24 protein-coding genes are annotated in these 24235 nt (G+C 44.3%); 19 read left to right on the top strand and 5 right to left on the bottom strand.

What is annotated here, in order from left to right; all coding sequences use genetic code 11:
• Positions 1 to 196: 196 nt before the first annotated feature.
• The 11 genes from B6A14_RS09150 (at position 197) to B6A14_RS09105 (ending at position 15961) form a co-directional block, all read left to right on the top strand.
• A complete protein-coding gene (locus tag B6A14_RS09150) occupies positions 197 to 2002 on the top strand; it encodes a M10 family metallopeptidase C-terminal domain-containing protein (protein ID WP_087910147.1) in 1806 nt (601 codons plus the stop codon).
• Between the two features lie 58 nt (positions 2003 to 2060).
• The gene (locus B6A14_RS09145) at positions 2061 to 2855 is read left to right on the top strand and encodes a tetratricopeptide repeat protein (RefSeq protein ID WP_087910146.1); all 795 of its coding nucleotides are present in this window, start codon (positions 2061 to 2063) and stop codon (positions 2853 to 2855) included.
• Positions 2856 to 2906: 51 nt separating this feature from the next.
• Positions 2907 to 3794 carry a phosphate/phosphite/phosphonate ABC transporter substrate-binding protein gene (locus tag B6A14_RS09140; RefSeq protein WP_161491126.1) on the top strand — a complete coding sequence of 296 codons (888 nt, stop codon included), beginning with the start codon at positions 2907 to 2909 and terminating at the stop codon, positions 3792 to 3794.
• Positions 3784 to 4962: a GGDEF domain-containing protein gene (locus B6A14_RS09135; RefSeq protein WP_087910144.1), complete on the top strand. Its 1179-nt coding sequence runs from the start codon at positions 3784 to 3786 to the stop codon at positions 4960 to 4962. Before B6A14_RS09140 ends, B6A14_RS09135 begins: the two co-directional genes overlap by 11 nt.
• Positions 4963 to 5212: 250 nt before the next feature.
• On the top strand, positions 5213 to 5518 hold the full coding sequence (locus tag B6A14_RS09130) for a PilZ domain-containing protein (protein ID WP_087910143.1): 306 nt from the start codon (positions 5213 to 5215) through the stop codon (positions 5516 to 5518).
• Between the two features lie 68 nt (positions 5519 to 5586).
• Complete coding sequence (locus B6A14_RS09125) at positions 5587 to 7257, top strand: Ig-like domain-containing protein (RefSeq protein WP_087910142.1); 1671 nt, start codon at positions 5587 to 5589, stop codon at positions 7255 to 7257.
• Positions 7241 to 11143, top strand: a complete 3903-nt coding sequence (locus tag B6A14_RS09120) for a beta strand repeat-containing protein (protein WP_087910141.1) — start codon at positions 7241 to 7243, stop codon at positions 11141 to 11143. The genes B6A14_RS09125 and B6A14_RS09120 overlap by 17 nt, the downstream gene beginning before the upstream one ends.
• Positions 11136 to 11300: a hypothetical protein gene (locus B6A14_RS10280; protein ID WP_161491125.1), complete on the top strand. Its 165-nt coding sequence runs from the start codon at positions 11136 to 11138 to the stop codon at positions 11298 to 11300. Before B6A14_RS09120 ends, B6A14_RS10280 begins: the two co-directional genes overlap by 8 nt.
• A 289-nt stretch (positions 11301 to 11589) precedes the next feature.
• A complete protein-coding gene (locus tag B6A14_RS09115; protein WP_087910140.1) occupies positions 11590 to 13347 on the top strand; it encodes a type I secretion system permease/ATPase in 1758 nt (585 codons plus the stop codon).
• Positions 13347 to 14600 carry an HlyD family efflux transporter periplasmic adaptor subunit gene (locus tag B6A14_RS09110; RefSeq protein ID WP_236635705.1) on the top strand — a complete coding sequence of 418 codons (1254 nt, stop codon included), beginning with the start codon at positions 13347 to 13349 and terminating at the stop codon, positions 14598 to 14600. The genes B6A14_RS09115 and B6A14_RS09110 overlap by 1 nt, the downstream gene beginning before the upstream one ends.
• 5 nt (positions 14601 to 14605) lie before the next feature.
• Entirely contained in the window at positions 14606 to 15961 is a 1356-nt protein-coding gene (locus B6A14_RS09105) for a TolC family outer membrane protein (protein ID WP_129560421.1), read from the top strand.
• A gap of 29 nt (positions 15962 to 15990) precedes the next feature.
• Here the strand turns inward: B6A14_RS09105 and B6A14_RS10490 are convergent, their stop codons facing one another.
• The 5 genes from B6A14_RS10490 to B6A14_RS09085 all read right to left on the bottom strand — a co-directional run bounded on the left by B6A14_RS10490 (position 15991) and on the right by B6A14_RS09085 (position 19074).
• Positions 15991 to 16113 carry a hypothetical protein gene (locus B6A14_RS10490; protein ID WP_269088048.1) on the bottom strand — a complete coding sequence of 41 codons (123 nt, stop codon included), beginning with the start codon at positions 16111 to 16113 and terminating at the stop codon, positions 15991 to 15993.
• A 25-nt stretch (positions 16114 to 16138) separates the two neighbouring features.
• Positions 16139 to 17116 carry a nucleotidyl transferase AbiEii/AbiGii toxin family protein gene (locus B6A14_RS09100; RefSeq protein WP_087910138.1) on the bottom strand — a complete coding sequence of 326 codons (978 nt, stop codon included), beginning with the start codon at positions 17114 to 17116 and terminating at the stop codon, positions 16139 to 16141.
• Entirely contained in the window at positions 17103 to 17513 is a 411-nt protein-coding gene (locus B6A14_RS09095; protein WP_087910137.1) for a DUF6088 family protein, read from the bottom strand. Before B6A14_RS09095 ends, B6A14_RS09100 begins: the two co-directional genes overlap by 14 nt.
• Positions 17514 to 18056: 543 nt before the next feature.
• On the bottom strand, positions 18057 to 18365 hold the full coding sequence (locus B6A14_RS09090; protein ID WP_087910136.1) for a PilZ domain-containing protein: 309 nt from the start codon (positions 18363 to 18365) through the stop codon (positions 18057 to 18059).
• Positions 18366 to 18372: 7 nt separating this feature from the next.
• Complete coding sequence (locus tag B6A14_RS09085) at positions 18373 to 19074, bottom strand: response regulator (RefSeq protein WP_087910135.1); 702 nt, start codon at positions 19072 to 19074, stop codon at positions 18373 to 18375.
• A 232-nt stretch (positions 19075 to 19306) separates the two neighbouring features.
• Here B6A14_RS09085 and B6A14_RS09080 point away from each other — a divergent pair, with 232 nt between their 5' ends.
• The 8 genes from B6A14_RS09080 (at position 19307) to B6A14_RS09045 (ending at position 24223) form a co-directional block, all read left to right on the top strand.
• Positions 19307 to 19612: a PilZ domain-containing protein gene (locus B6A14_RS09080; RefSeq protein ID WP_087910134.1), complete on the top strand. Its 306-nt coding sequence runs from the start codon at positions 19307 to 19309 to the stop codon at positions 19610 to 19612.
• On the top strand, positions 19599 to 20099 hold the full coding sequence (locus B6A14_RS09075) for a hypothetical protein (protein WP_236635704.1): 501 nt from the start codon (positions 19599 to 19601) through the stop codon (positions 20097 to 20099). The genes B6A14_RS09080 and B6A14_RS09075 overlap by 14 nt, the downstream gene beginning before the upstream one ends.
• 157 nt (positions 20100 to 20256) lie before the next feature.
• Complete coding sequence (locus B6A14_RS10530) at positions 20257 to 20766, top strand: pilin (RefSeq protein WP_330831796.1); 510 nt, start codon at positions 20257 to 20259, stop codon at positions 20764 to 20766.
• Positions 20767 to 20848: 82 nt separating this feature from the next.
• Entirely contained in the window at positions 20849 to 21313 is a 465-nt protein-coding gene (locus tag B6A14_RS09065; protein WP_161491124.1) for a prepilin-type N-terminal cleavage/methylation domain-containing protein, read from the top strand.
• A gap of 12 nt (positions 21314 to 21325) precedes the next feature.
• Positions 21326 to 22177: a prepilin peptidase gene (locus B6A14_RS09060; protein ID WP_087910131.1), complete on the top strand. Its 852-nt coding sequence runs from the start codon at positions 21326 to 21328 to the stop codon at positions 22175 to 22177.
• Between the two features lie 14 nt (positions 22178 to 22191).
• Positions 22192 to 23193, top strand: coding sequence for a type IV pilus twitching motility protein PilT (locus B6A14_RS09055; RefSeq protein WP_087910130.1), 1002 nt, complete (start codon positions 22192 to 22194; stop codon positions 23191 to 23193).
• Entirely contained in the window at positions 23190 to 23747 is a 558-nt protein-coding gene (locus B6A14_RS09050; protein WP_087910129.1) for a pilus assembly FimT family protein, read from the top strand. Before B6A14_RS09055 ends, B6A14_RS09050 begins: the two co-directional genes overlap by 4 nt.
• The gene (locus tag B6A14_RS09045; RefSeq protein WP_087910128.1) at positions 23747 to 24223 is read left to right on the top strand and encodes a type II secretion system protein; all 477 of its coding nucleotides are present in this window, start codon (positions 23747 to 23749) and stop codon (positions 24221 to 24223) included. Before B6A14_RS09050 ends, B6A14_RS09045 begins: the two co-directional genes overlap by 1 nt.
• Positions 24224 to 24235: the final 12 nt, after the last annotated feature.

Here is a 24235-nt window from a genome sequence, read left to right as displayed (position 1 = left end):
GAATAATGAAGTAGTGCTTCTAGATCACTATATTATGTATCCAAAAGAAATAATCATTTTTGATGGTTTAAGTGGGCGGGTCAATTTTAAAGGCAGAGGTTTATGACAACATTCTCAAAAAAAATCAAATTCGAGTGCATTTGAATTATTTTCTGAGCACGAAGGCCGTTCAAATTATTTCAATGGCGCTCATGGGATGAATAATCAAACGCTCTTTGATCCTTTGTTGAACAGTTTGCAAACAAGTTTCTTTGCGCGCACCAATCCAAATGTCAATGCAGTGATTTCAACTGCAACAAGCCCTTATGCAACGACATTGTTTCCAGCCATTTCAATCGGCCCAAATCTTGCTGAAAAAGTAGATGCGCTGGCAACTATTAAAACTACATATACCCTAGCCGTTGGACAAACTGCTAGGGGAGAGATTTCTGCAAAAGGGGATCACGACTTTTACAAAGTTTCACTGGTGGCAGGTCAAACCTATACATTTGCTGAAATTGGTACCGGGGTTAGTAGCCTGAAGGATCCTTTTCTTGCTATTGTTAATGCATCTGGCAAGAGGGTTGCCAGTAATGATGATGGTGGCCCTGGATCGAGCGCATTATTGACCTATAAGCCTACTGCGTCTGGGACCTATTTTATTGATGCTGGAGCCTTTAATAATGGCAGCACTGGCCAGTACGGCGTTTCTGTCACTGCTGGCACAAAAGCATCCTTTGATATTGAAATGGCAGCAGGGGCACTAGATTCTTATACGTCCTGGGGCTCTTTAACATCTGCCAGTGCAGTCAATGTGACTTATAGTTTTAGATCTTCTGCGCCTACCACTTACGCACCACCAACCAATTTTTCACCTTTGTCTAGCGAAGAAATTACTGCTGTCAAAGCTATCCTTAAATTGTGGTCAGATGTTGCGCAAGTGACGTTTACGCAAGTTGTTGACACCACTATCAACGGCATTACTGAATACTCAAATAATGGCACGATGGCGATTTCAAACTACTCCGCCAATGATGGTGCAGGAGCTTTTGCCTACTACCCAGGATCTACTGCAGCATCCAGTTCTGCTGGCGATCTTTGGTTAAATCTTGCTGGGGGTGTTAGTACGAGCGGCGTAACGCCTGGCACTTATCCATTTTTTGCAATCATGCACGAAGCAGGTCATGCCTTAGGTTTGGCACATCCGGGTGATTACAACGCAGGGGTAGGTGTCAGTATTACTTACGCCAACAGCGCGCAATTTGTTCAAGATACGGAAATGTATTCAGTAATGAGCTACTTCGGTGGTTCCTATACTGGGGGAACTCCTGGTGGGTTTGCAACAGCCTATACGCCGATGCTGTTGGATATCTATGAAATCCAGCAAATGTATGGCGCTAACACTGCTACTCGGGCCACAAATACTACCTACGGCTTTAATGCCACCAGTGATGCACAAACCTCCTTCAGTATGACTACAGCAGTCATCCCCCAATTTTGTATTTGGGATGGCGGCGGAGTAGATACCTTAGATTGTTCTGGATATTCAGCTGCGCAAAATATTAGCTTAATTGCTGGCACTTTCTCCTCAGTAGATGGCGGAACAAATAACGTATCTATTGCCTTAAATTGCGCAGTAGAAAATGCCATTGGCGGCTCTGGTAATGACTCTATTGTTGCTAACGCAAGTGTTAATCAGCTTACTGGCGGTGCCGGCACAGATATTTTCAAATATTTTTCAGCTGCAGACTCTGGTTTATTGGCGCTTGATCGGATCCTCGATTTTGCTGCTGGAGATAAGCTAGATCTATCAGTGCTTGATGCGAATACAGCAACCACTGCGAATGATGTATTTAAGTTCATTGGCGGCAATCAGTTCTCTGGTGTAGCTGGCGAGTTGAGGTTTGACGCTCTATCAGGTCAAGTGCAAGCAAATATGGATGCTAATGTCAATGTAGACTTTGCCGTTGCTGTAAATTTGATTGGCGGTGCTTCTTTAGCCGACACCTCTTTTGTCCTCTAATGTGAAAAGTAATCGATAAAATTAGTCTTAATAGTCTTTCTCATCTTGAATAAAAAAAATGCCAACTAAAAAAGCACCAGCAAAAAAAACTATTGAAAAGAAAACAGTAACAAAAACAGTGGCTAGTAAAAAGACAGCGGTAGCTAAGAAAACAGCTGACAAAAAGAGCGATCAAGACAAGAAGTCTGCAAGCCCAAAAAAGGTGACGACTTCAAGTGAAAAGTCCAAAGTTAAAACTGCATCGAAAAAAGTTGAGAGCAATCGGAGTGCTACCCCGGCTAAGAAGGCTGCTGTAAAAAAGACAGTCGCTAAAAAGTTAGCATCAAAGGCGAGCCCTACAAAACCATCCGTTGCGGCGGGTACTAAAGACGCGCCGCCGATTGTTAAGCGTCTAAATGTAGTAGCGACCTTTAATCGTGCGATTGAGTTACGTCGCAAAGGTCAACTAAGAGATGCGTATCTAACTTGTGAGCTCGTTGTGAGAGCTGATCCGAAAAATGCGCCCGCATATCATCTGATGGGCATTATTGCCGCAGAAAATCAAAACTTTGCATTAGCCTTAGGCTTAATGCAGGCATCGCTCAAACTAGATCCAGATAACTCAGCAGCGCACAATAACTGTGGTGTAGTCCAACGTATCTTGAAAGATGCCAAGGCGGCACTAGCTAATTTTGAAGAGGCGGTTGCTCTTAAGCCAGATTATGCTGAAGCATTAAATAATATGGGCGTTGCCTTAAGAGACCTTAATCGCCCTAAAGAAGCGCTCGATTATTTTAAGAAAGCCTTGCGTATTCGCCCCGATTATTCAGATGCCAAACTCAATGAAGCTGAATTACTCAAATCTCTGAAGTAAGTAGCATCTATTACTTTTGTTTCTTGGCCCCATTCCTGCTTCACTATACGATTGATTGATTTGCATTACTCGCCTTCATTCCATTTTCTAAAAAGAGCTTTTCTCACCATACTTTTTTTTGGTCCTATTGCGGTTAACTCAGCAGTAGCAAACTGTATCGGTGATCCCTCTGCGGTAGTGGTTCGTAGCGTCTATATTGTTCCGCAATTAGCGCCGACGCAGTTATATGCTGCTTGGGCCCCTGTATTAGAGCGCGTAGGAAAAAGTGCCAAAACGTGTTTTGATTTGCAAATTCCAGCCAGTATTCATGCCTTTGAAAAAGCGGTGCTCAGTGGTAAAGCAGATTTTGCATTTATGAATCCATATCATTTGGTCATGGCCCATCGTACGCAGGGATATGATCCTTTACTGGCCGATGGCAAGCAAATGCTCGACGGCATTATTGTGGTGAGAGCGGATAGTCCTATCGCTAGCATTGCAGAACTGAAGAATCAAAAAGTTGCCTTCCCATCGCCCAATGCCTTTGGTTCCTCTCTGCTGTTAAGGTCAGTTTTTGCTAAGGCGCACACTCCCATTAATCCAATCTATGTACGTTCTCATGGAAATGTCTATCGCGCAGTGATCTTAGGTCAGGCTGCTGCAGGTGGTGGGGTCAATGCAACGTATTTACGCGAGAGATTAGAGGTGCGCGAACATTTACGTATTTTGTATGTCAGCCCTAGTTTTAGACCTCATCCTTTTGCGGTTCATCCGCGCGTACCTCATGCTTTAAATACAGCCGTGATAGATGGTTTTATGAAATTGAAACTTGATCCTTCATCCGTAGCGCTGTTAGAGGGAATACAAATGCCTGATCCTGTTGCTGTAAGCTATAAGCAAGACTATCAAGCTTTGGAGAATTTGGGTTTGGATAAATTTGTGGTGCACGATGCGAATTGAACGCCGCCGCAGTGCTAGCCAAATAGCACTTCCTAAAGTTATTTATTCCATCGCTGGATTGGTATTGATCTTGATGATCCTGACTAGCGTATGGACCTATTACAGTATTAATAATCTTTTGCGGGTGACACAAGATCGCCGTGAGCATGCCTTGATTAAAGGTATTGCCGTAGCAGTCAGTGATCCGATTGTGACTCGCGACTATACGGAGCTGGAGTCAAGGTTAGTCGATACCCTGGCCAATGAAAATATGCTCGCTGTAGCCATTACCGATAGCAAAGGTAATGTCATTTTGAACTTAGCAAAATCTAAGACAAATCCTGGGGAATCAAACTTAGTTTTTGATCAGACCTTTATTAATCCACCGCTTAATACCAGCTCTGATTTAGTCAAAACCCAAGATGGTGGTGTAGTTACGCTTTGGTACAAAGTGAGGGCGGGAGTAGTACTCGGTTGGCTCCGTATAGAGATGTCGACGCAAACCGAGGATCAAATCCTCAATACGCTTCAACGCAATATTACTTTGAGTGTGGCACTTGTCTTCTTGGCGCTCATTTCTATCATCATTGTCATTATGAGAAGGTTCTTTAGGGTCATTGAGGCTGGTGAGAATGCCCTCATTGAATCGAATGACCTTTTGGCTAATGCCGCCTATATCGATGAGTTAACGAAATTACCTAACCGCAGTGCCTTAATTCCGCTCTTGGAGCAGGCAATTAGCAGTTGCCATCAGCAGGGCGGCCTTTTGGCTGTTTGCTTCTTGGATTTAGATGGCTTTAAGCTGGTAAATGATCGTCTAGGACACACGGCGGGTGATGAGGTGCTGATTGAAGTGGCTCAACGTTTGCGCGCCACCATCCGTGGTGATGATGCGGTGATGCGCCTAGGCGGAGATGAGTTTGTACTGCTACTGGGTGGGATCCAAACCCAACAAGAATCCCATTACCTCTTAAGACGGGTTCTGACCGCCTTGCAAAAGCCCATTAGATTGCCACACGACAAGGTCACCATTGGAGCGAGTATTGGTGTCACTTTGTACCCATTTGACAACTCCAGCCCAGCAGAGATGGTAGAGCATGCCGATGAGGCCATGTATGAAGCTAAAAAGCAGGGGAAAAACAGCTGGCATTTTCATAAAAATATGCCACCTGTAGAGAATAAGTCCTAAGGAAGTTCTTAAAAAGCCTAAAAATCACCTTCAAGATTGAGAGCTTTTTTCTTTGCTATATATTTACAAGTTATTGATTTATATAGAGAAATTATCAATCACTTTGGATATTGTATAAAGTAGTTGATAAGTACTAGTTGGCGTACTGCGCTACTACCAAAATTACCCCCACAAAATTAGCACCCCAGCTACTAATTGATAAGTAGGTGCCTCTCATTTGATCTATATCAAAGAAACCTATTCTTTGACTATGAAAAAAAGTGTGACAGGTCTATCCAAAGTCCAGCGTGACAGAGCGCCCAGAGTGCGCTCGCAAATGCCGGTTGTTCTCAACGGCAAAAAGGGGTTAACCCAAGATATTAGTGCTACGGGTGTTTATTTTGAGCTTGATGATGATCAGGAACTCGGTTCCGCAATCGAATTCACCATTGAACTAGATACCCCAGGCGGCAAATTAGAAATTCGTTGTACCGGCGAAGTGGTCCGTCTAACAAACAAGGACGGCAAGCTCGGAATAGCAGCAAAGATTATTAAACAAGACATTCGTAGTAATTAATTCAGCAATACCGAAACCCATAAATCAAATACAGTAATTAGCAAAAAAACTAAGACAGGAAATAAACCATGAGCTCAAACAATAAATCTTCTTCTAAAGTTGTTACTCCAGTAGCATCTCCAGTTGCTTCGATTTCTGGCGGCGCGCAGACCGTTAAAGAGGGTGGTGTACTCTCCTTTAATATCAATATTGCTAAAGCGTCTTCAACAGATACCAAGGTTTATTTCAAGCTTAGCGGCAGCGAAGAGGGTTATAAGTTGCCATCCAATGTTATTGCGGAGAAAGACGGTAACGGCGCCCCCACCGGCCTTTACTATGTTGTTATCCCTAAAGGGAAGACCTCAAGCGAAGTTAGTATTAAGTTAAAAGACGATAACCTCTTTGATGGTGCCGATACATTCAATGTAGAGCTGGCAGCAAATAAAGGCGTTGGAATTAATTCGGAAAAGTCCGGCTTTGCGACTACCATTCAGGATAACGATGCGCCTCCAAAGATTTCTTTAGATGTAAGCAAGTCAGTTGAAGAAGGTGGCACGCTCACTTATACGGTCAAATTGGATCGCGCTGCATCGGAAGCTACTGTTGTTAATTACACCTTAAATGGTGAACCAAACCAGTTGACCATTGCGGCGGGTGATACCAGCGCTACCTTCACGTTTAAATCCGAACCTAATGAGGTCTTCAATGGCACGCAAAAAGTTGTAGCAACCATTAATTCTGCGACTATTGGGAGATTAAGTTTAACTGGGCTCCAAAAAGATCCAGACCAAGGCAAAGGTGATGACAAGTATTCAGACAATGATCATTCTGGCAAAGGCAATGGTTTAGTTGCAATTGGTAAGGTTTTGGACAATGGCGATAAGCCAGTTGTTACGATCAAAAATGCAGCAGATGTGCAAGAGGGCGGTAAGCTTGTTTACACAGTTGAGTTAAGCAAGGAATCTTCTCAAGATACAGTTATTAAGTATGTTCTAGGTGGCACTGCTACTGTTGCAGATGCAGATTATGATGCGCCAACTTACGAAATCATTATTCCTAAGGGCGAAACATCCGGATATATTGAAATCACAACAAACGAAGATTCTAAGGTGGAGGGTGATCAAACTGTTACCGTTACTTTGACGTCTGCCGTAACAAATGGCGTTCAATTGATTGATGGCGATGATCACGAAGAAGATGATCATGAAGATAGCGAGTACAGCTACTCAGCTGAATCTAAAGACGGCGATGATCACGAGGGTGACGATCATGAAGAAGATGGCGAAAATTGTTCATCTGATGATGACCATGATGTATCAGGCCCAAGCGCTACGGGTACTATTATCGATAAGGTTGCTAATTCAGCCCCAGTCGCAGTAGATGACACATACACTGTCGATGAAGACCAGACTGTTACCTTAACGCCACTAGATTTAGATACCGATCTAGACCGTGATACCTTAAGTGTCACCAGTATTAATGGCACTACCTTGACAGGTAATGCGCAAGAGATTGCCGTAACTGATGGCAAGGTGAACATTAGCGCTGCTGGCGTGATTACCTTTACGCCAAATGCGAACTTTAATGGTGAAGTAAGCTTTGACTATGAGATCAGCGATGGTGAAGGTGGCACAGATACAGCTACTGAAACGATTACTGTAAATGCGGTTAACGACAACCCAGTCGCAGTAGATGACAGCATAGAGTACCGTAGGACTGACAGCAACCGAGCCTTCTGTAAATATGATGTTGGTTATTGATGTTTCAGGAAGTATGACTACCAATGTTACATATGCAGGTCAGACAATTTCACGGATGGAGGCCACTAAGCTTGCACTCAATGATTTGCTAGATACATATGATGCCAATACAAACGCAATGGTGCGTTTAGTTAAATTTAGTGGAAAAGTGGATAGCACTGACACCGGTGATGCTCTACAACTTGGTGATACATGGTTAACTGTTGCAGCTGCTAGAACATTTATTAATGCTCTAACTGCAGGCCCTAGTGATACTGGTCAGTACACCAATTATGATGCTGCCATAGCTGTTGCAACAAGTGCATTTGCAACAAGCACTGGGAAGTTAGTGGGGTCTGATGTAAGAAATGTCTCTTACTTTATTTCTGATGGTGATCCTACATTAGGTAGCGTTAATGGCACTGTATCGTTGCTAACTAACCCTAGTCCGACTGGTGCACAGTCAACAGGCCTTGGCCTTGATGCAACTGAAGAAGCTGCATGGAAATCATTCTTAAATACTAATAAGATAACTTCTTACGCATTCGGAGTTGGTACTGGGGCAACTCAGGTTAACTTGAGTCCAGTGGCATGGGATGGTTTTAACAATTCAACCTTGGATGGTGTTGTTGTACAGAACGAAGCCGAACTACCAACCTTCCTAAATAGCACACTGGTTACTACTGCCTATGTAGTAGCAACTGGTACTGTATTGACAAATGATCAAGATCCGCTTGGTGGTTCTTTAACAGTTTCAGCAATTCGTACAGGCGCTGAAGACGGTTCTGGTGCTACCGGTACTCTTAACACTGCGCTGGTGGGTTTGTATGGCAGTTTGGTTATCAAGGCAGATGGAACATATTCATACACAGTGGACCCAACTAAAGCTGCATTGATTGCTCATGGCAAGACGGCCGATGACATCTTTACTTATACCGTAACAAATGCTGAAGGGTCTGATAAGGCTGAATTGAAGGTAACCATACCTGGTGATCCTAATCTCACACCTGTCATCACTACGAGTGCAGTTGTTAATGGAGAGTCAATCACATTTACTGCAAGTGACACCGATAGCACAATGACATATGCGGCACCGTTTGATAATGTGCTCACCGTAATTAATGAGAAAGCAGCTTCAACATTTACTGCCGATCAACAAGATAGCCTCAAACAGGGCAAGCTGAGCGTAACGGATGGTGAATTCACAGTGGATACGGGTATCTATGTAGCTCTGGGAACTTCAGGCGCCGATACTATTAGCAACACTGGAAATGGAACATCAGCACTCTATGGTTTTGATGGCGATGACACTATTAATGGTGGAACTGGTGTTGATAACATCTTCGGTGGCAATGGCAATGACACCATTAATGGCGGTGCTGGTGCAGACACTATCGATGGTGGTGTCGGTAATGACACTATTACCGACAATACAGCTGCTGAAGCCGCTGCTATAGGTCAGATTTCAACATTGACCTTTAACGCCAATGGTTACGATGCAGGAGACGTCGTCACGGTTACCGTTGGCACTGTTGACTACAGCCATACTGTTCTCGCCAATGGGCGCACGGCTGAAAGCGTCTATGACGCATTAAAGGCTGTGTCTGTTAATGGTGTGACGTTGGCTAATAGTTTGTCTGCTCAAGGTGTAACTTGGGCAGGTAATTTAGCTAGCGATGCAGTTACTTTAACCAGTAATGCTGGTGCGGCAAATGCATTCACTATTGCCGCTTCTGTCACGAATGCTACAAATACTGCTTGGGTCACAACCATTGACTATGGTACCCCTAATAGCTTTGGTAACGGATCGGGAACGATAAGCATTGTTTTTAATGGCCAAACTTATACTTCTTCAACATCAGCGGCTGCTAATAGTAATGCTCGATTTGATGCTGTTGCCCCTGGTTTGGTAGATCAGTTAAATGCTATTCCAGGCGTGACAGCGACATACACTGCCGGTACTGACTTGTTTGAAATCTCCTCAACGTTCGATCCCGGTGTAATAACTTCTAGCGCTACAGGACAGACTGCCCCAAACATTTCAAGCGTAGCAGGAAAACAAACTCAGCAAAGTCCTGTTGTAGAAACTACTCAAACTGCAGTAGATAGCACGATTGCTAATGACACCATTAATGGTGGCGATGGCGATGACACTATCACTTCCAATGCTGGTAATGACACCTTAAACGGCGGCGCAGGTGCTGATATCTTCAACCTTGGTACAAGTTTGACAAGCGCGGATACGATTAATGGCGGTGCTGACAGTGACACCTTGAACTTCACAGATGCTGGCGGTGCTACTAATGACCTTAATGCCGTAACGAATGTGGAGCGTATTGTTCTAGGTAATGCTGCTACGTCCGTGACCACCGTAAACGGACTAGTTGCTAGTGGAGCAACACTGACCGTTGATGGCAGTGCCTTAACTTCCGCAATGACTTGGAATGGTGCAGCCGAAACAGATGGCCAATTTGTAATTACTGGTGGTTCTGCTGCTGACACAATCACTGGTGGCTCTGGTGCAGATACAATCACTAGCGGTTCTGGTAATGACACCTTAAACGGCGGCGCAGGTGCTGATATCTTCAACCTTGGTACAAGTTTGACAAGCGCGGATACGATTAATGGCGGTGCTGACAGTGACACCTTGAACTTCACAGATGCTGGCGGTGCTACTAATGACCTTAATGCCGTAACGAATGTGGAGCGTATTGTTCTAGGTAATGCTGCTACGTCCGTGACCACCGTAAACGGACTAGTTGCTAGTGGAGCAACACTGACCGTTGATGGTAGTGCCTTAGCTTCCGCAATGACTTGGAATGGTGCAAACGAAGCAGATGGCCAATTTGTAATTACTGGTGGTTCTGCTGCTGACACAATCACTGGTGGCTCTGGTGCAGATACGATGACTGGTGGTGATGGTGCAGATACGATCACTGGTGGTGCTGGTGCAGATACGATGACTGGTGGTGCGGGTACCGATACATTCGTATTTGCGAGCGGCGCCACAACATTATCTTTTGGGGGTACTACCACCGGCGGAACTATTAGTGGATATGATGTAATTACTGACTTTAATTCATCCTCAACGTACGATATTCTTGATGTAGTTGGTACTGCAGCTCTAGCCACAGCTACTGCAGCAACTAATGGCACTGATAGCACGTTGCAGTTGAACACTGGTATTGCAGCACGTTCGCACGCTATCAATGCCAATGGCAGAGTTACATTTGATGATGCGAATACTTTTTCTGCCGCGGTTAGTTTGGGTTCATGGTCTGACGTAGCAGCAGCAACTCAATACCTAAACGCTAATAGTATCGGCGCAGCTGGATCAACCGTGTTCTTTAACGCATCCATAACAACTAATGGCACTGCTGTCGCGCATACATTCGTCTATACACAAACAGGTGCGGGTGCTGGAGGGCAATTAATCGACTTGTCAGGCGTTACTCTGACAAGTCTGTCAACAACATCCACCACTGGTGGCGTAGTTGGACGCGTTGCCCCAGTATCCCTTGACATGAACCATGACGGCATCATCAGCTACTTATCGCTTGATGCGGGTGTTCGCTTTGATTACGGCCAAGACGGCGTAGCCGAAGGAACTGCTTGGACTGGTCCTGAAGATGGTCTCTTGGCATTGATGCGTGAGGACGGTAGCTTACAGATTGCGTTCTCAACTCAAGATGGCGAGACTGACTTACAAGCCATTGCTAAGTTGTTCGATGGCAATCAAGATGGTATCTTGGATATTCAGGATGATGCATTTGCTAACTTCGGTGTTTGGGTCGATGTAAATAGTGATGGCGCTCAGCAAGACGGTGAGTTCCAATCATTGGCTGCGGCTCAGATTCAGAGTTTGAACTTGGNGTTTTTCNGATGGCAATCTCCAAACCATGGCTAACGGCGATGTCAATAGCTTTGGTAATGCATTGTTCACCACAAATGATGGTGCTCAGCATGTAGCCCAAGACGTCAGTTTTGCTGTTGGAGAGCCAAATCATGTAGCTTTGGTTGGTATCTCTCAAGACCCATTGCCAGTGGATGTGCCATTAGTCTAAGTCGATGAAGCTAAAGGCTCAGGTGGCTAACACTTGAGCCTTTAGAAATCCTGACTTCTTAGCTTTGCTGTTTCGAAGGCAAAAAGCCTAATTCACCTAGTGGATTGGGCTTTTTTCTTGGATTTCCTGGATTGGGATTTATGGATGTTGTATTTATAGATAAAACCCTAAGTCCTATCCCAATTGGCAGGCATCTACCTTGCCAAATGTTAAAAAATCTAGATAATTCAGGGTGTTAACGATTATTAGAAATGATTGCAGTGCTGGTAAATGCCAGCACTTTTGATTTATGAAAAAAATCCTCAATCCGCCACCGGCAGACGACGAAATACTGTCGACGCTTTATAAATTTAAGAAGATTTTTAAGTCCGTAGGCTTTTTCACTGCCTGCATGAATATGCTGCTGTTGGTCCCGTCTCTGTATATGTTGCAGGTATATGACCGCGTATTAACCAGTCGCAATGCATTCACCTTATTAATGCTGTCTTTGATTATCTTGGTGCTGTTCATTATTTATGCAGCTTTGGATATGATTCGCAGCCAAACCGTGATTGAAGTCAGCAAGAAAATTGATGCTGAACTCAATGACCGTGCATTCAATGCCGCCTTTGAGCAAAATCTGAAGACTAAAGGTGTCAATGCAGGGCAGGCACTCAATGATTTAACGACGATTCGTCAGTTTGTTACTGGGCCATCTTTATATGCATTCTTCGATGCTCCCTGGTTTCCGTTCTACCTGATTGTCATTTTTCTCTTTAACTTCTGGCTTGGGGTGTACTCCACAGTTTGCGTACTGATATTGATCGTACTGGCCGTGATCAATGAGCGTATTACCCATGAGCCTTTGGCGGAAGCGAGCACTAAGTCCGTACAGTCTTCCATGGTAGTCACCAATAATTTACGTGAATCTGAAGTTCTGGAATCCATGGGGATGTTGCCAGCGATTCGGAGTCGTTGGTTTGCCTTGCACTCTCAATTTTTGGATTTTCAGTCAATCGCCAGCAAACGTGCTGCCAGCCTAGGCGCTATCACCAAGTTTGCACGAACCTTAATGCAGTCTTTTGCATTGGGTATTGCCGCATTTTTAGTGCTACAAAATGAAATCTCACCAGGCATGATGATTGCTGCCACGATTTTGCTGGGTAAAGCGACTAGTCCAGTGGAGACGGTGATTGGTTCATGGCGTCAATGGCGCGGTACGGTAAGTAGCTATGAGCGTCTTAAAAAACTCTTTATTGATAACCCAGCCCGTGTATTGGGTATGAGCTTGCCAAGGCCCAAAGGATTTATCTCCTTTGAAGGCGTCTTTGCTGCCCCTCCAGGTATTTCTAAGCCAGTGCTAAAAAATGTGAGTTTTGCTATTGCCCCAGGTGATGTATTGGGTGTGATCGGGCCTAGCGCAGCGGGTAAATCGACTTTAGCCCGTGTCATTTTGGGTATCTGGCCTTCCTCACCCAATCCAGCCCGGATTGATGGTGCTGATGCCTATCGTTGGAATAAGGACGAACTAGGACCTGCAATTGGTTATGTACCGCAAGATATTGAAATCTTCCCCGGAACCGTTTCAGAAAATATTGCACGCTTTACCGATTTCAAATCCGAGGATGTTGTAGAGGCTGCGCAAGCAGCAGGCATTCATGATTTGGTATTGCGTATGCCAGAGGGGTATGACACCCGCATTGGGGATGGTGGTTACGGTATCTCCGGTGGGCAAAAGCAACGCATCGCCTTAGCGCGCGCTCTATTTGGAAAGCCAGCCATCATCGTCTTGGATGAGCCTAATTCCAACTTAGATGAGCAAGGTGAACAGGCTTTAGTGGCAGCGATTCAAGGGCTCAAGGCACGCAAGGCAACAGTAGTAGTCATTACGCACCGCATTCCGATCTTGCAAGGAACAACAAAGTTGCTAGTACTACAAGACGGCATGGCCAAACTCTTTGGCCCAAGTGTAGAAGTGATGCAAGCCTTAACCAAAGCGGCTGAGCCTAAGCCTAGTATTCAGGGGGATGGTGGCCCTGGAAAATTGAGTAATACGGGAGAAGCGTGATGAATGATCGATCACTAAACCCAAATGATCCAAATTCAGATCAAGATAAAGACGAAAACAAATCAGCGCGTCATGGCGCTGGTTCAGATGCAACTGAGGCAACCGAAGTTGTTTTATCCAATGATGGAGCAGGTAACGCCCCTAAAACTGGCGCTGCCTTAGTCGTTGCTCAGGCAACTGATGTCACCAAAAATGCCGTCATGAAATTGGCTGATGGCTATGCAGAGTGGCATGACATCCGCACTGGTGATAAAGATGAGCGTTATTTCTCATGGCTCGGATGGCAGGTATTAATTTGGGGCATGGGAATTCTTTTGCTATGGGCCATTTTTGCACCTTTGGAGAAAGGCGTTTCCGCTTCAGGCTTTGTGATTACGGATAGTAATCGCCAAGCTATTCAGCCGGCCTTTGCAGGCATTGTGGAAGACATCTATGTCAAAGAGGGCCAGCAGGTTAAAGCTGGCGAAGTGCTTATTAAATTAAACCCCACGAATGCATTGGCGCAAAAGAATTCTACTCAAGAGGTGATTGGTGGTTTAGATGCACAGTCCAAAGGTTTGGAGCAATCGATTGTTCAAAAAAAGCAGCAATCGGCTTTACTTGAAAAGCAATTAATCGGTTTACGGGAATTGGTCGCTGAAGGCTATATGGCGCGTAACAAGGTATTTGACCTAGAGCGTCAGCAACTGCAATTAAAGGGCTCCATACTCGAAGATGAAGGCAATTTGGTTCGACTAAAACGTCAAATTAGTGAACAAAAAGAAAAGCTCACCCCATTTGAGATGGATCTGGCGAACACCGAACTCAAATCCCCAGTTAATGGTCAAGTTGTCAATATGACAGTCTTTACCAAGGGTGGGGTAGTGAGCCCTGGCCAGAAGATTATGGAAGTCATTCCATCGAATGAGGCGCTCATTGTTGAGGGTCAGCTACCAGTGCATTTGGTGGATAAGGTCCACGTTGACCTCCCTGTAGAGATGATGTTTACTGCTTTTAATGCCAATCGCACACCGCATATTCCCGGAACCTTGATTTCTGTTGGTGCCGATCGCATTGTTGATGAAAAAACTGGCCAGCCGTATTATAAAATTCAAGCAGTCACAACGGCAAAAGGTGCCAAGATGCTCAAAGACTATAAGGTTCGCCCTGGTATGCCAGTTGAGTTATTTGTGAAGACAGGCGAACAATCGATGATGACTTATATGCTTAAGCCAATCTTTGATCGTACCCATTCTGCATTACGAGAGGAATAATTACCGTGAAATTTAATACATTCAAGATGCGCAAATCACTCTTGGTCCTAGGTTGTTGCGCTATGGTTCAGCCTGCGATGGCCTTAGACTTAATGCAATCCTATGAGCTGGCCCTAAAAAACGATCCTGTTTATCGTTCAGCAAGCAAAGATTATGAAGCCGGCTTGGAAAATAATGGGATTGGACGAGCAGCTATTTTGCCTAAAATTGGCGCAGCTTATAACCAGAATGCTAATAAAGCGACTCAGTGGGGTGCTCAATATACCGGCGGCCCCCAAACTTCTACTAACTGGAACTATCCGAGTAATTATTCCTACGTTCAGCTTACCCAACCCATCTTCAGTCTAGAAGCCTTTGCGCGTTGGCGTCAGGGTATTGCCCAGGCAGATTTTAGTCAGTCTAAATTTATTTATAACACGCAGGATATGCTTATTCGGGTAGCGCAAGCCTATACCGATCTCTTATTTGCTGTAGATCAGTTGCAGTTTCAGACTGCAGAACGTGATGCCTTTTTAGAACAGTGGAATGTTGCCAAGAAACTCAACAAGGGTGGCGAAGTTTCGATGACGGATATCTTGGAAGCTGAGGCCTCATATCAAGTAGCTGAGGCCAAGGTGATTGATGCCAAAGATGCCATTGAAAATGCTAAACGCAAGCTCGATAGTATTACTGGTACAAACATCACCAATGTTAATGATGTAAATAAGTTATCGGCAGGCTTTCGGTATCTCAATCTTCCTGCTACCAAGTTTGAGGACTGGAAAGAAAAGGCTCTTGCCAGCAATGCTGAGCTGAAAGCTGCTGAAAATAATATGGAAATTGCCAAGCAAGAGTACCGTAAAAATCATGGTGGTCACTACCCTACATTGAACTTGATTGGTGCAATGACTACACAGCAATCCAATACCGTCACCAGTATTAATAACACCACCAATCAGGCCTATGTTGGCGTCCAAGTCAATCTGCCGATTTACAGTGGTGGCGAGATCAATGCTCGTAGCTCACAAGCTTTAGCCAATTATGAAAAAGCCAAAGCAGATTACGATGTGACCCGCGATAAAGTCATCACCGAATTGCGTAAGCAATATGATTTTGTCGTATCTGGTAAACAAAAAGTGGCAGCCTTAACATCCGCTCAAGAATCAGCTACCCAGCTGGTAAAAGCGATGCGTAAGAGCGTACAGGCTGGTGAGCGGATTAACGTCGATATTTTGCTTGCTGAAAAGGGCTTGTTCAACACCCGTCGTGATTTAGCGCAAACTAAATACAACTATTTAGTGGCTTATTTAAAGCTCAATCAATTGGGTGGCTCGCTTGAGGTTAATGACTTTGAGAAGGTGGCGGTTTACTTCAAAAAATAATGTCGACTTTTCAAGCAGACCGCTTGAAATTATCGATAAAGATCTACTGCATAGCCTGTGAGCAATAAATCTTCATCTATTTTGGCGAGAACGGCTACTCCAGAAGCATCGGTAGCATGCTCTGTAGAGTTAATAGATTGAATAGTCAGCATCAGGGCAATATGGGAATCTAGTCTTCTATTGAGAAAGGTTCGGTAGAGCTAGATTCAAGGTTTTGGAAAACTGTGAGAATGCATATTCAAAAGAAGGTGCATTCTTGCCATAGACCATCACCCTGATGAATTCATCATAGGTCTGCTTAGTTTGCGGATCAGCTGTGGCGTACTGTATTGCCTTCTTGATTTCACTCATTGGATCTATGACAAACACTTCATGCTGCTTGGCAAAGTCCAGTCCATCCTTTTCAATGACCTGAGCTACCAGATTAGTCAGCAGTTCCAGATCATTCTCTAGGAGGCTGGGGTTCTTTACGATGATCTGATAAACATCATACAGATGACGAACTAAGGCCTTATCTACCTTATCACCTGCTTTGGCTAACGATAGGGCTAGGCGTCTTGGGAAGGTAACGAGTTTCTCAGCTAGCGCCTCTCTCAAATCTACGCATGGAATTGAGAACTTGGGGCCTGTATTCATAGTGGCCAATGAGTCAAATAGCAGGGTAATTGTTTTATCTTGCTTTGGTAGCTGTAGAGGGCTGTAACTTACTTCCAGCTTTAAATTAGCTCGCATACCAGGGCTTACCTGAAAGTGAGATAAGTACTGGATATCGAACTCTATGAAGTTGTTGTCGCCCTTAGCATCTCTTGATATGAACTCTGATTTAAAGCCAGCCGAGTTCATTGCCGCTTCAAGGTCATCTTTGAGCTTGCTCATGCTTGACCGGATTTTGCTCTTGGTCAATGCTTCTGAAGATTTTGGGATGGCTTTGATATCCACATCTTCGGAAACTCTTTCCAATAGACCATAGGCCTTAGAGAGGCAGGTGCCACCACAGAAGACCAATTCAAAGTCTAGATTATTGATGCTGGCAAGCGATGCTAGAGCATCTGTAACCATGAAGTCTTTTTCTAGTGCAAATTCGGATATACCAAGCTCAAACTCATTAATTACATCCAAGACTTGGAGTCTTTGAATATCTTTAATTTTTTTCATAGACTAGGCAACGGTTACCAACAGATAATTTGCGGCAGACCCGAGAATTACCAATGTTGACGATGGGGGGCATTGGCACCTGAGTGCTATCACCCTCGATAAGGGCGCGCATCTCTTTGCCTACATCAGCTTTGATAGATAACTTTTTCATCACCTCAAGACCAATATTAATCAGGCTTTCATCTGCTACTGGTTTGCCGGAGATGGAAGAGGGGTGTGCTTTTACATAGGTGCCGTAACCAAGGCGTATTAGCTTGCCTTCGTTTGATAGCTCTTTGACCACACGGCAGACCTGACGGTAGGTACCAAACCGGTTGAAGTCATCACGCAAGAAGACCTTGCCTTTGGAATTACGTAGGCTGGCCAAAATACGGTCTTTAGTTGTTGCTCTAGCCATCTTGGCCTCCTTTCTGTATTAATGCTGCTATTGTATACAAAAATAAGACATTAATGACTTATTTTTGTAATAGTAATTATTAATTAAATACTATAAATAACAATAGCTTATAAGATTTTTAGTAAATTTAATAAAGGTAGGTATGCATACTCATTTTACCTGCGGATTCCTTCCGTCAAGGGCACCCCAAAAGTGGTGGCTTGCGAACCCTTGATGGGTGCGATCAAAGAAACGCTCTTTTATGCCCAAGGTGGCGCAATGACACATCGGGCATAAAGACAACTCGCGAACAACAAAAACCCCAGAAATATTCAAAGCAAGCTTGTGCAGCCCCAATAATCAATACACGTAGCAAGAGTTAATAGCTCTAGCTACTGATTCATCTCACGCGTTATCGCTAGAGTCTCGCCTAGCAGTGATATGACTGTAGGCTTCATGAAATTGAAAGGGCTTGATGTAGAGGTTAAGGTTGAGTTAAGTCTTTAAGCCTTTGCAGCAGACTTGAAAGAGCGGGCATACAGTCCGCCGATATTTTTTGTGCGACTACTTTAGTTCTGAATTCGTAATCTTTACGGCAATACCGAATTTGCCATCAGCATTTTGGACTCTCACAACTTGACCTGTGCATTGCACTTGCAAGGGGCCTCCAGGCGTTGTTAGATCAATGACAAAGTTCACCTGCGAGCCAAGTTTTTTCTCTTCGGGGATTTCAAAATAAATGCCAGTGGCGCTGATATCCCGTATTTTTCCGGAATGATTGCCTAGAGTAATGGGGAGTTCTGCTTTGACTCGATCTGCGCGAGCCCGTTGTGTGTTGGAAGAAGTGCCTTTAGGAGGCGACTTGGATTTCATCAATCAATTATGTCATATGTTTAGAGCAGAAAACATAAAGCTCTAGGCGATTACGTGTGCCTAGTTTCTCGTAAACGGAGGCCAAATGGTTGCGTAGAGTATGTTCGCTAATATGCAGCAACCCAGCAATTTCTTTTAAGGGTTTTTCACTATGGCCGAGTAGGGTGCGCGCAATTTTTTCTTCTTTAGGAGTTAAGGACGCTAATTTTTTCTCTTCTGGAGTGTATTCCTTAGGCGCATTTGCCTGAGCGATCTGCATCAAGATGCGAGATGTTGCATCGCGATTTACCCACAATTCACCTTGATGAATTTTTTCTATTGCTTTTAAAAGATTTTCGTGCGAATCAGATTTTTTGAGAACGCCACGCGCACCTTTAACAATTGCGAGGTCGTGTGCATCAGAGTCTCTCAGACCCGTGAGAACAATTAGTCTCGCATGACTTCTTTGCAGTAGGGTGGGGATCAGCTCAATACCATTCTCACCGTCTAGATCTGGTTCAAGAATGATGATGTCCGGAGCGTGCTCGTCAATGTATTTGAGCGCTTCTTTTTGATTGGTAGCTAAAGCGCAAACGGAGAAATTGCCTGAGCTTTCAATGAGGTGCTTTAAGCCCCACAAGGTAATGCGGTGGCTATCAATCAATAAAACATTAACGGTGTTTTGAGCGGTACTACCCAAACGATTACCTTTAGCTATTGGCATTAACATGGCGTGAGTGTACTAGATCTATAGTACTTGCGTAGTAGTGGTTATTAAATTTACTAGTATTTATTCACCAAAATAGTGCAAATTTAATGAAATTAAACACTTTTTAAGACAATTACAAGGGGGGGCGTTGGCGGACCATTTTATTAAAAAATCGAGCCACTCTTTAAAGACAATTCATAATAGGGTGTGAAGAAGCAATAATCACAATGTAGCGGTATTACATTACTAAATAATGACAAATAAAACACATCAAATCCGTACGGCCGATCGCGTTAAAACTGAACTGCCAGTCACTATCAATGGTGTGCAAGGTATTACGAGGGATGTCAGTGCTAGCGGCGTTTTTTTGGAGGTCAACAGCCCTCAAGAGCCCGGCAGCACCATTGAGTTTTTAGTAACGCTCGATTCCCCAACGGGGCAGTTAACCTTCTCTTGTGAAGGTGAGGTAGTTCGTACGGAAGAGCTGGAAGAAAAGTACGGTATTGCAACCAAGATCTTATCGATGTACCTGGTGCCGCTATTAGATGAAAAGAAGTAAAGCCATAAATATAGCCACACCAAGGATTCTAAGGCTTGTCGGACTGGGCTTAGCGACATTATCGATTCTAACGGTGACAACTGTTCATGCCGATATTTATCGTTGCGACGATACTCCAGGCGTCATTACGCTATCCAATATTCAAAAAGATAAGAATTGTAAAAAAATGGTGTTGCCGCCTGTAGAGAAGCGGGCAAGAATGGATGCTTCGTCTGCAGCCTCCGCTAAATCATCTGATGCCGCTAATAGTAAAGAGGCTAAAAACAAGTCGAATTATGAGAATGCCCAAGGAGAGCGCAAGCGCATTATTCAGGAAGAGTTGGTTCTTGAGCAAGATCGGCTCGATGCGATCAATGCAAAGATTGCTAACCTGAATAGCCCATCTAATAAATCAGCGAACAAAGCAAAAGAACTTGCTGCCTTACAAAAGAAACAAAGTTTGCATCAAGGAAATATTGAACTTTTGCAAAAGGAATTGAAGAAATAGTAGATTCCGTTCTAAACATGTATAAAATCAGTTGAGAGCGTTGTTAAATCAGCAACTTATGATGAAATTGGTATATAAGTACCATACTCATTTGGAATTGTTGATTTATAAATACTAAAAATGCTAACTTGTTACCAAACACCCATGGAGGCTTTACGTGAATATTCAAACTAAACAAAAAGGTTTTACGCTAGTAGAACTATTGGTGGTGATTGCCATCATTGGTATTTTGACTGCAATTGGTGTGCCAATGTACAACGGCTACCAAGCATCTGCGAAGGTCAGTGCTACCAAGCAAAACTTTGATGGTATGAAAACTTTTATTGCTGGTGAAGTAACTAAGTGTTCTGCTGGCTTGACCCCAACTTTGGCTGACCCGAAGGCAGGCGGCGCAACGATTACTTGTCCTGGTGGTTTAACCGCGACTGCAGCCGCTACGTATTTCACGGCTTATGGTTTGGCAACGATGAAGAACCCGTACGACAGCACTTCTACTACTGCTGTGAACGGCACTATCCCCCCAGCAAACAATGGTGAGATTGGCATCAGCGGAGCAGCAACTGCATCATGCCCATCTGGTGTTTCCATTCAGGCGAAGATTATTGATCCAGCCACCAACGCTACTGCTTCATATCCAGCCGCAGCGGAGTGCATCAGCGTACAGTAATTTTTCACTAAAGCGACTCTGAGTTTGCTTTAAGTTTGATAAGTGACCCGTTATTACGGGTCATTTTTTTAGGAGCGTAGCGGTGCAAATCAGTTCGGTAAAGAGAAGAGGGCAGTTAGGCATTACCTTGATGGAGTTATTAGTCACGATCGCTATCATTGCGATTCTGGCTGCGATTGGCACACCCATTTACACCAATAACATTCGTGTTGCCAAAAATGCGGAAGCGCAAAATACTCTCAAGACAATCTTCTTAATGCAGAAAAATTATTTTGCAGAAAACTATTGTTATTACATTACGCCCGGTTCTGGTGATCAATCTACTAGTGTCAATCAATACTTACTAGGTTCTACAACACCAGCCTCTGGTCCGATTGTGGTGGGGGCAAGTAATGATTTCTTTTTTTACATTTCACCAGGCACGGTGGGTTCGTCAGGAAGTTGCACTGGTGTGAATTCCAATGACTATGTGGCTTATGCGCAATCGAGAAGTGATTCTAGTTTGACGTATTCGATTAACCAACAAAATGTTAAAACAGGATTTTAGCTATTCATCTTTATGGCTGAACACTTCAATCTTTTCTTTAAAACATCAGCGGTCGGCGCATTCTATTTCCTATTGCTAGGCCTGATAGTAGGTAGCTTTTTGAATGTGGTGATTTGGCGCATGCCTAAGGCGCTTTTTGGTGTTTCTGAATCGACTGCGCAAGGTGAGAGCGAGGCTTCCCCCTGGAGGTGTCTTTTTCATCCTCCTTCAACAACACCTTGTTGCGGTCAAACGATTTCTTGGCGGGACAATATTCCGCTGTTTTCTTGGTTGCGCTTAAAGGGTAAATGTCGCGCTTGCGGTCACAATATTTCACCGCGCTACTTGATGGTGGAGCTATTCACTGGTCTCGCTTTTGCGTGGAGTTATGTTCAGTTTGGCTTCAGTTTTCAAACAGTGTTGTATTCCGTTTTATTTGCCTTGCTCATCATCCTTTTCTACATTGATTTAGAAACTTACTATCTGCCCGATTGTTTTACCTATAGCGTTTTATGGCTCGGTCTTTTAGGTAGTGCTTTTGATTTATTACCACTAGCGCCAGTAGATGCCATTCTGGGTGCTGCAGTGGGCTACTTATTACCTTGGCTGATTAATTTTCTATATTGGCTTTGGCGGGGTCGTGATGGCTTTGGCGGCGGCGATTTCAAACTATTAGGCGCACTGGGTGCTTGGCTTGGTGCGATTACCATCATGCCCATTCTGGGTTTAGCAACGGTTTTGGCTTTAATGGGAGTAGGTTTGCAAATGCTGCTGAACCGAGAACGGTGGAACCCCGAGCGCATGTTGCCCTTTGGCCCTTTTTTAATTTTGGCAGGCGTGATTTTTCTGCTGGCCCCTAATTTAATTCAATACATCATTATTTAAAAGGTGAAATCACTATGAGCTTGATGGATAAGGCGTTGCGCTATGTTGGTTCGCATAAATTATCGGATTTGCATTTTCATGCCAATGAACCTGTGTCTATTCGGGTAGATGGCGTCATCCAAACTTTTCCCGACGATATCCTGACTCAGGCGGAGATGGAAGAATTCATTGCCCAACAACTCACCAAAGAACAGCAGGCGGTCTTTAATGAACAATTTGATGCTGATCTGGCAGTAGAGGCAGCAGATATTCGTTTTAGGGTGAATTTATTTAGAACCTCGCGTGGTTTAGCAGCAGTCATGAGAAAGATTGAGACGCAAATTCCGGCATTTGATGTATTGGGATTACCGCCGGTTGCTCGTGATGTCATCGAGCTGGAAAATGGCTTGATATTGGTTACGGGTCCAACAGGCTCGGGAAAATCGACCACCTTAGCTGCCATGATTGATCGTATTAATCGGACGCGTCACGAACATATCATCACGATTGAGGATCCAATTGAATTTATTCACCAGAACCAAAAGAGCGTTGTTTCACAACGAGAGGTAAAGCGCGATACGGTTTCTTTCTCATCGGCATTGCGCGCCTCATTGCGTGAAGACCCGGATGTGATTCTTGTGGGCGAGTTACGCGATTTAGAAACGATTCAGTTGGCTTTGACGGCTGCTGAAACAGGCCACCTGGTATTTGGTACTCTGCATACCAGTGGTGCACCGAATACGATTAATCGCATCATCGACGTCTTTCCCCCACAACAGCAAGATCAAGTACGCGCACAACTTTCTCAGTCTTTGCGCTTAGTCATGACCCAGCGATTATTTAAGAAGAAAGATGCCCCTGGTCGAGTTGGCGCCTTTGAAGTGATGACCTGTAACCCTGCGGTACGTAACCTCATTCGAGAAAACAAAGTATTTCAAATTCAGAGTGTGATGCAAACGGCGCGAGGTGAGGGCATGATGACGATGGATGCCTCAATACAGCAATTAGTGCAAGCGGGGCAAATTGACGCGACATGAAGCAAAAAGGGGTCAGCTTTCTTGAAGTGATTGTCGTAGTCGGTATTTTGCTGATTGCGAGCTCCTTTATTACCCCGAGCATCATGGATTGGCGGGCCAAGCGTAGTTTGGAATCCGATTATTTTGCTTTGCTTTCAACCATTGATTTTATTAAGACTCGCGTACGCACCATCAATGGCACAGGTGTATTGATTTGTAGTTCTCCCACCAACCTGACTTATCAAATTTCATCTAATCCTCAATCTGTGGCATCAAGCGTTTCCAGCAGTTTTTCGAGTAACTTATTAGAAGACCCCAGCTCCACAAATGTGAACTTTAATGTGTTGTCAGGCGACTCTACTATGGTGAGCACTCTTTGTAGTGCTGGACGCGGAGTATTTACCTCGAATGGCTTAGCATCAATAGAAGGAGGCGGTGCAATTGATATTGAGCTGAATCGTGGTGGCGATAAGACTAAAGTTGGCGGGTATCGGGTGCTGGTGAATCAAACCACTGGTTTCGTACAGAAGTATCGTTGGAAAGAAAATGGTAACGCTTGGGTGGAGCAGGATTAATGGGCGCTCGGGTCATTAGACATCCTAGCCAGGGCTTTACCTTAGTCGAAGCTTTGGTAGCTATGGCCATTTTTACGATTGGATTTAGTGGCCTCTATTTTTTCTTTGGCGCTTCGCAGCAAGTGATCGCCGATTCTGAAAAAAGAATGTATATCAATTTAATGGCCGATCGTATTGTGGAGACCATCAGTGCTCAGGCAATGCGCCCAAGTACTGACCCATTAAATCCCTTTGTCAATGCCAGTCAATATTCAGGCTCGCTGAATAATTGTTCTAGCTACAACACAGGAGATGATCGGCGGGAATGGTGTGATGACCTCAATGCCAATATCGGCGCATTTAATGCTGCATCGGGTCAAGAAATTCGGCAAGTTGACGTCACAAATGATGGTACAGGCTTAATTGTCAATGTGAGTCTTGTAACGGGTGGTGGCAGTGTTAGTGCCTATTTCACGCGAAAGTTGAGAAAGCGATGATGCTTCATTCAA

Source organism: Polynucleobacter hirudinilacicola (assembly GCF_002192535.1).
Lineage (GTDB): Bacteria > Pseudomonadota > Gammaproteobacteria > Burkholderiales > Burkholderiaceae > Polynucleobacter > Polynucleobacter hirudinilacicola.
The sequence above is the reverse complement of the archived record's forward strand: the minus strand, read 5'-3'. Positions and strand labels throughout refer to the sequence as shown.

Excerpts from the sequence above, each read along its gene's own strand:
- B6A14_RS09100 (WP_087910138.1), bottom strand. The coding sequence starts at position 17,116 with ATGAAAAAAATTAAAGATATTCAAAGACTCCAAGTCTTGGATGTAATT.
- B6A14_RS10490 (WP_269088048.1), bottom strand. The coding sequence starts at position 16,113 with ATGCTGACTATTCAATCTATTAACTCTACAGAGCATGCTACCGATGCT.
- B6A14_RS09130 (WP_087910143.1), top strand. The coding sequence starts at position 5,213 with ATGAAAAAAAGTGTGACAGGTCTATCCAAAGTCCAGCGTGACAGAGCG.
- B6A14_RS09145 (WP_087910146.1), top strand. The coding sequence starts at position 2,061 with ATGCCAACTAAAAAAGCACCAGCAAAAAAAACTATTGAAAAGAAAACA.
- B6A14_RS09075 (WP_236635704.1), top strand. The coding sequence starts at position 19,599 with ATGAAAAGAAGTAAAGCCATAAATATAGCCACACCAAGGATTCTAAGG.
- B6A14_RS09060 (WP_087910131.1), top strand. The coding sequence starts at position 21,326 with ATGGCTGAACACTTCAATCTTTTCTTTAAAACATCAGCGGTCGGCGCA.
- B6A14_RS09095 (WP_087910137.1), bottom strand. The coding sequence starts at position 17,513 with ATGGCTAGAGCAACAACTAAAGACCGTATTTTGGCCAGCCTACGTAAT.
- B6A14_RS09125 (WP_087910142.1), top strand. The coding sequence starts at position 5,587 with ATGAGCTCAAACAATAAATCTTCTTCTAAAGTTGTTACTCCAGTAGCA.
- B6A14_RS09055 (WP_087910130.1), top strand. The coding sequence starts at position 22,192 with ATGAGCTTGATGGATAAGGCGTTGCGCTATGTTGGTTCGCATAAATTA.
- B6A14_RS09085 (WP_087910135.1), bottom strand. The coding sequence starts at position 19,074 with ATGTTAATGCCAATAGCTAAAGGTAATCGTTTGGGTAGTACCGCTCAA.
- B6A14_RS09080 (WP_087910134.1), top strand. The coding sequence starts at position 19,307 with ATGACAAATAAAACACATCAAATCCGTACGGCCGATCGCGTTAAAACT.
- B6A14_RS09135 (WP_087910144.1), top strand. The coding sequence starts at position 3,784 with ATGCGAATTGAACGCCGCCGCAGTGCTAGCCAAATAGCACTTCCTAAA.
- B6A14_RS09045 (WP_087910128.1), top strand. The coding sequence starts at position 23,747 with ATGGGCGCTCGGGTCATTAGACATCCTAGCCAGGGCTTTACCTTAGTC.
- B6A14_RS09090 (WP_087910136.1), bottom strand. The coding sequence starts at position 18,365 with ATGAAATCCAAGTCGCCTCCTAAAGGCACTTCTTCCAACACACAACGG.
- B6A14_RS09115 (WP_087910140.1), top strand. The coding sequence starts at position 11,590 with ATGAAAAAAATCCTCAATCCGCCACCGGCAGACGACGAAATACTGTCG.
- B6A14_RS10280 (WP_161491125.1), top strand. The coding sequence starts at position 11,136 with ATGGCTAACGGCGATGTCAATAGCTTTGGTAATGCATTGTTCACCACA.
- B6A14_RS09110 (WP_236635705.1), top strand. The coding sequence starts at position 13,347 with ATGAATGATCGATCACTAAACCCAAATGATCCAAATTCAGATCAAGAT.
- B6A14_RS09150 (WP_087910147.1), top strand. The coding sequence starts at position 197 with ATGAATAATCAAACGCTCTTTGATCCTTTGTTGAACAGTTTGCAAACA.
- B6A14_RS09050 (WP_087910129.1), top strand. The coding sequence starts at position 23,190 with ATGAAGCAAAAAGGGGTCAGCTTTCTTGAAGTGATTGTCGTAGTCGGT.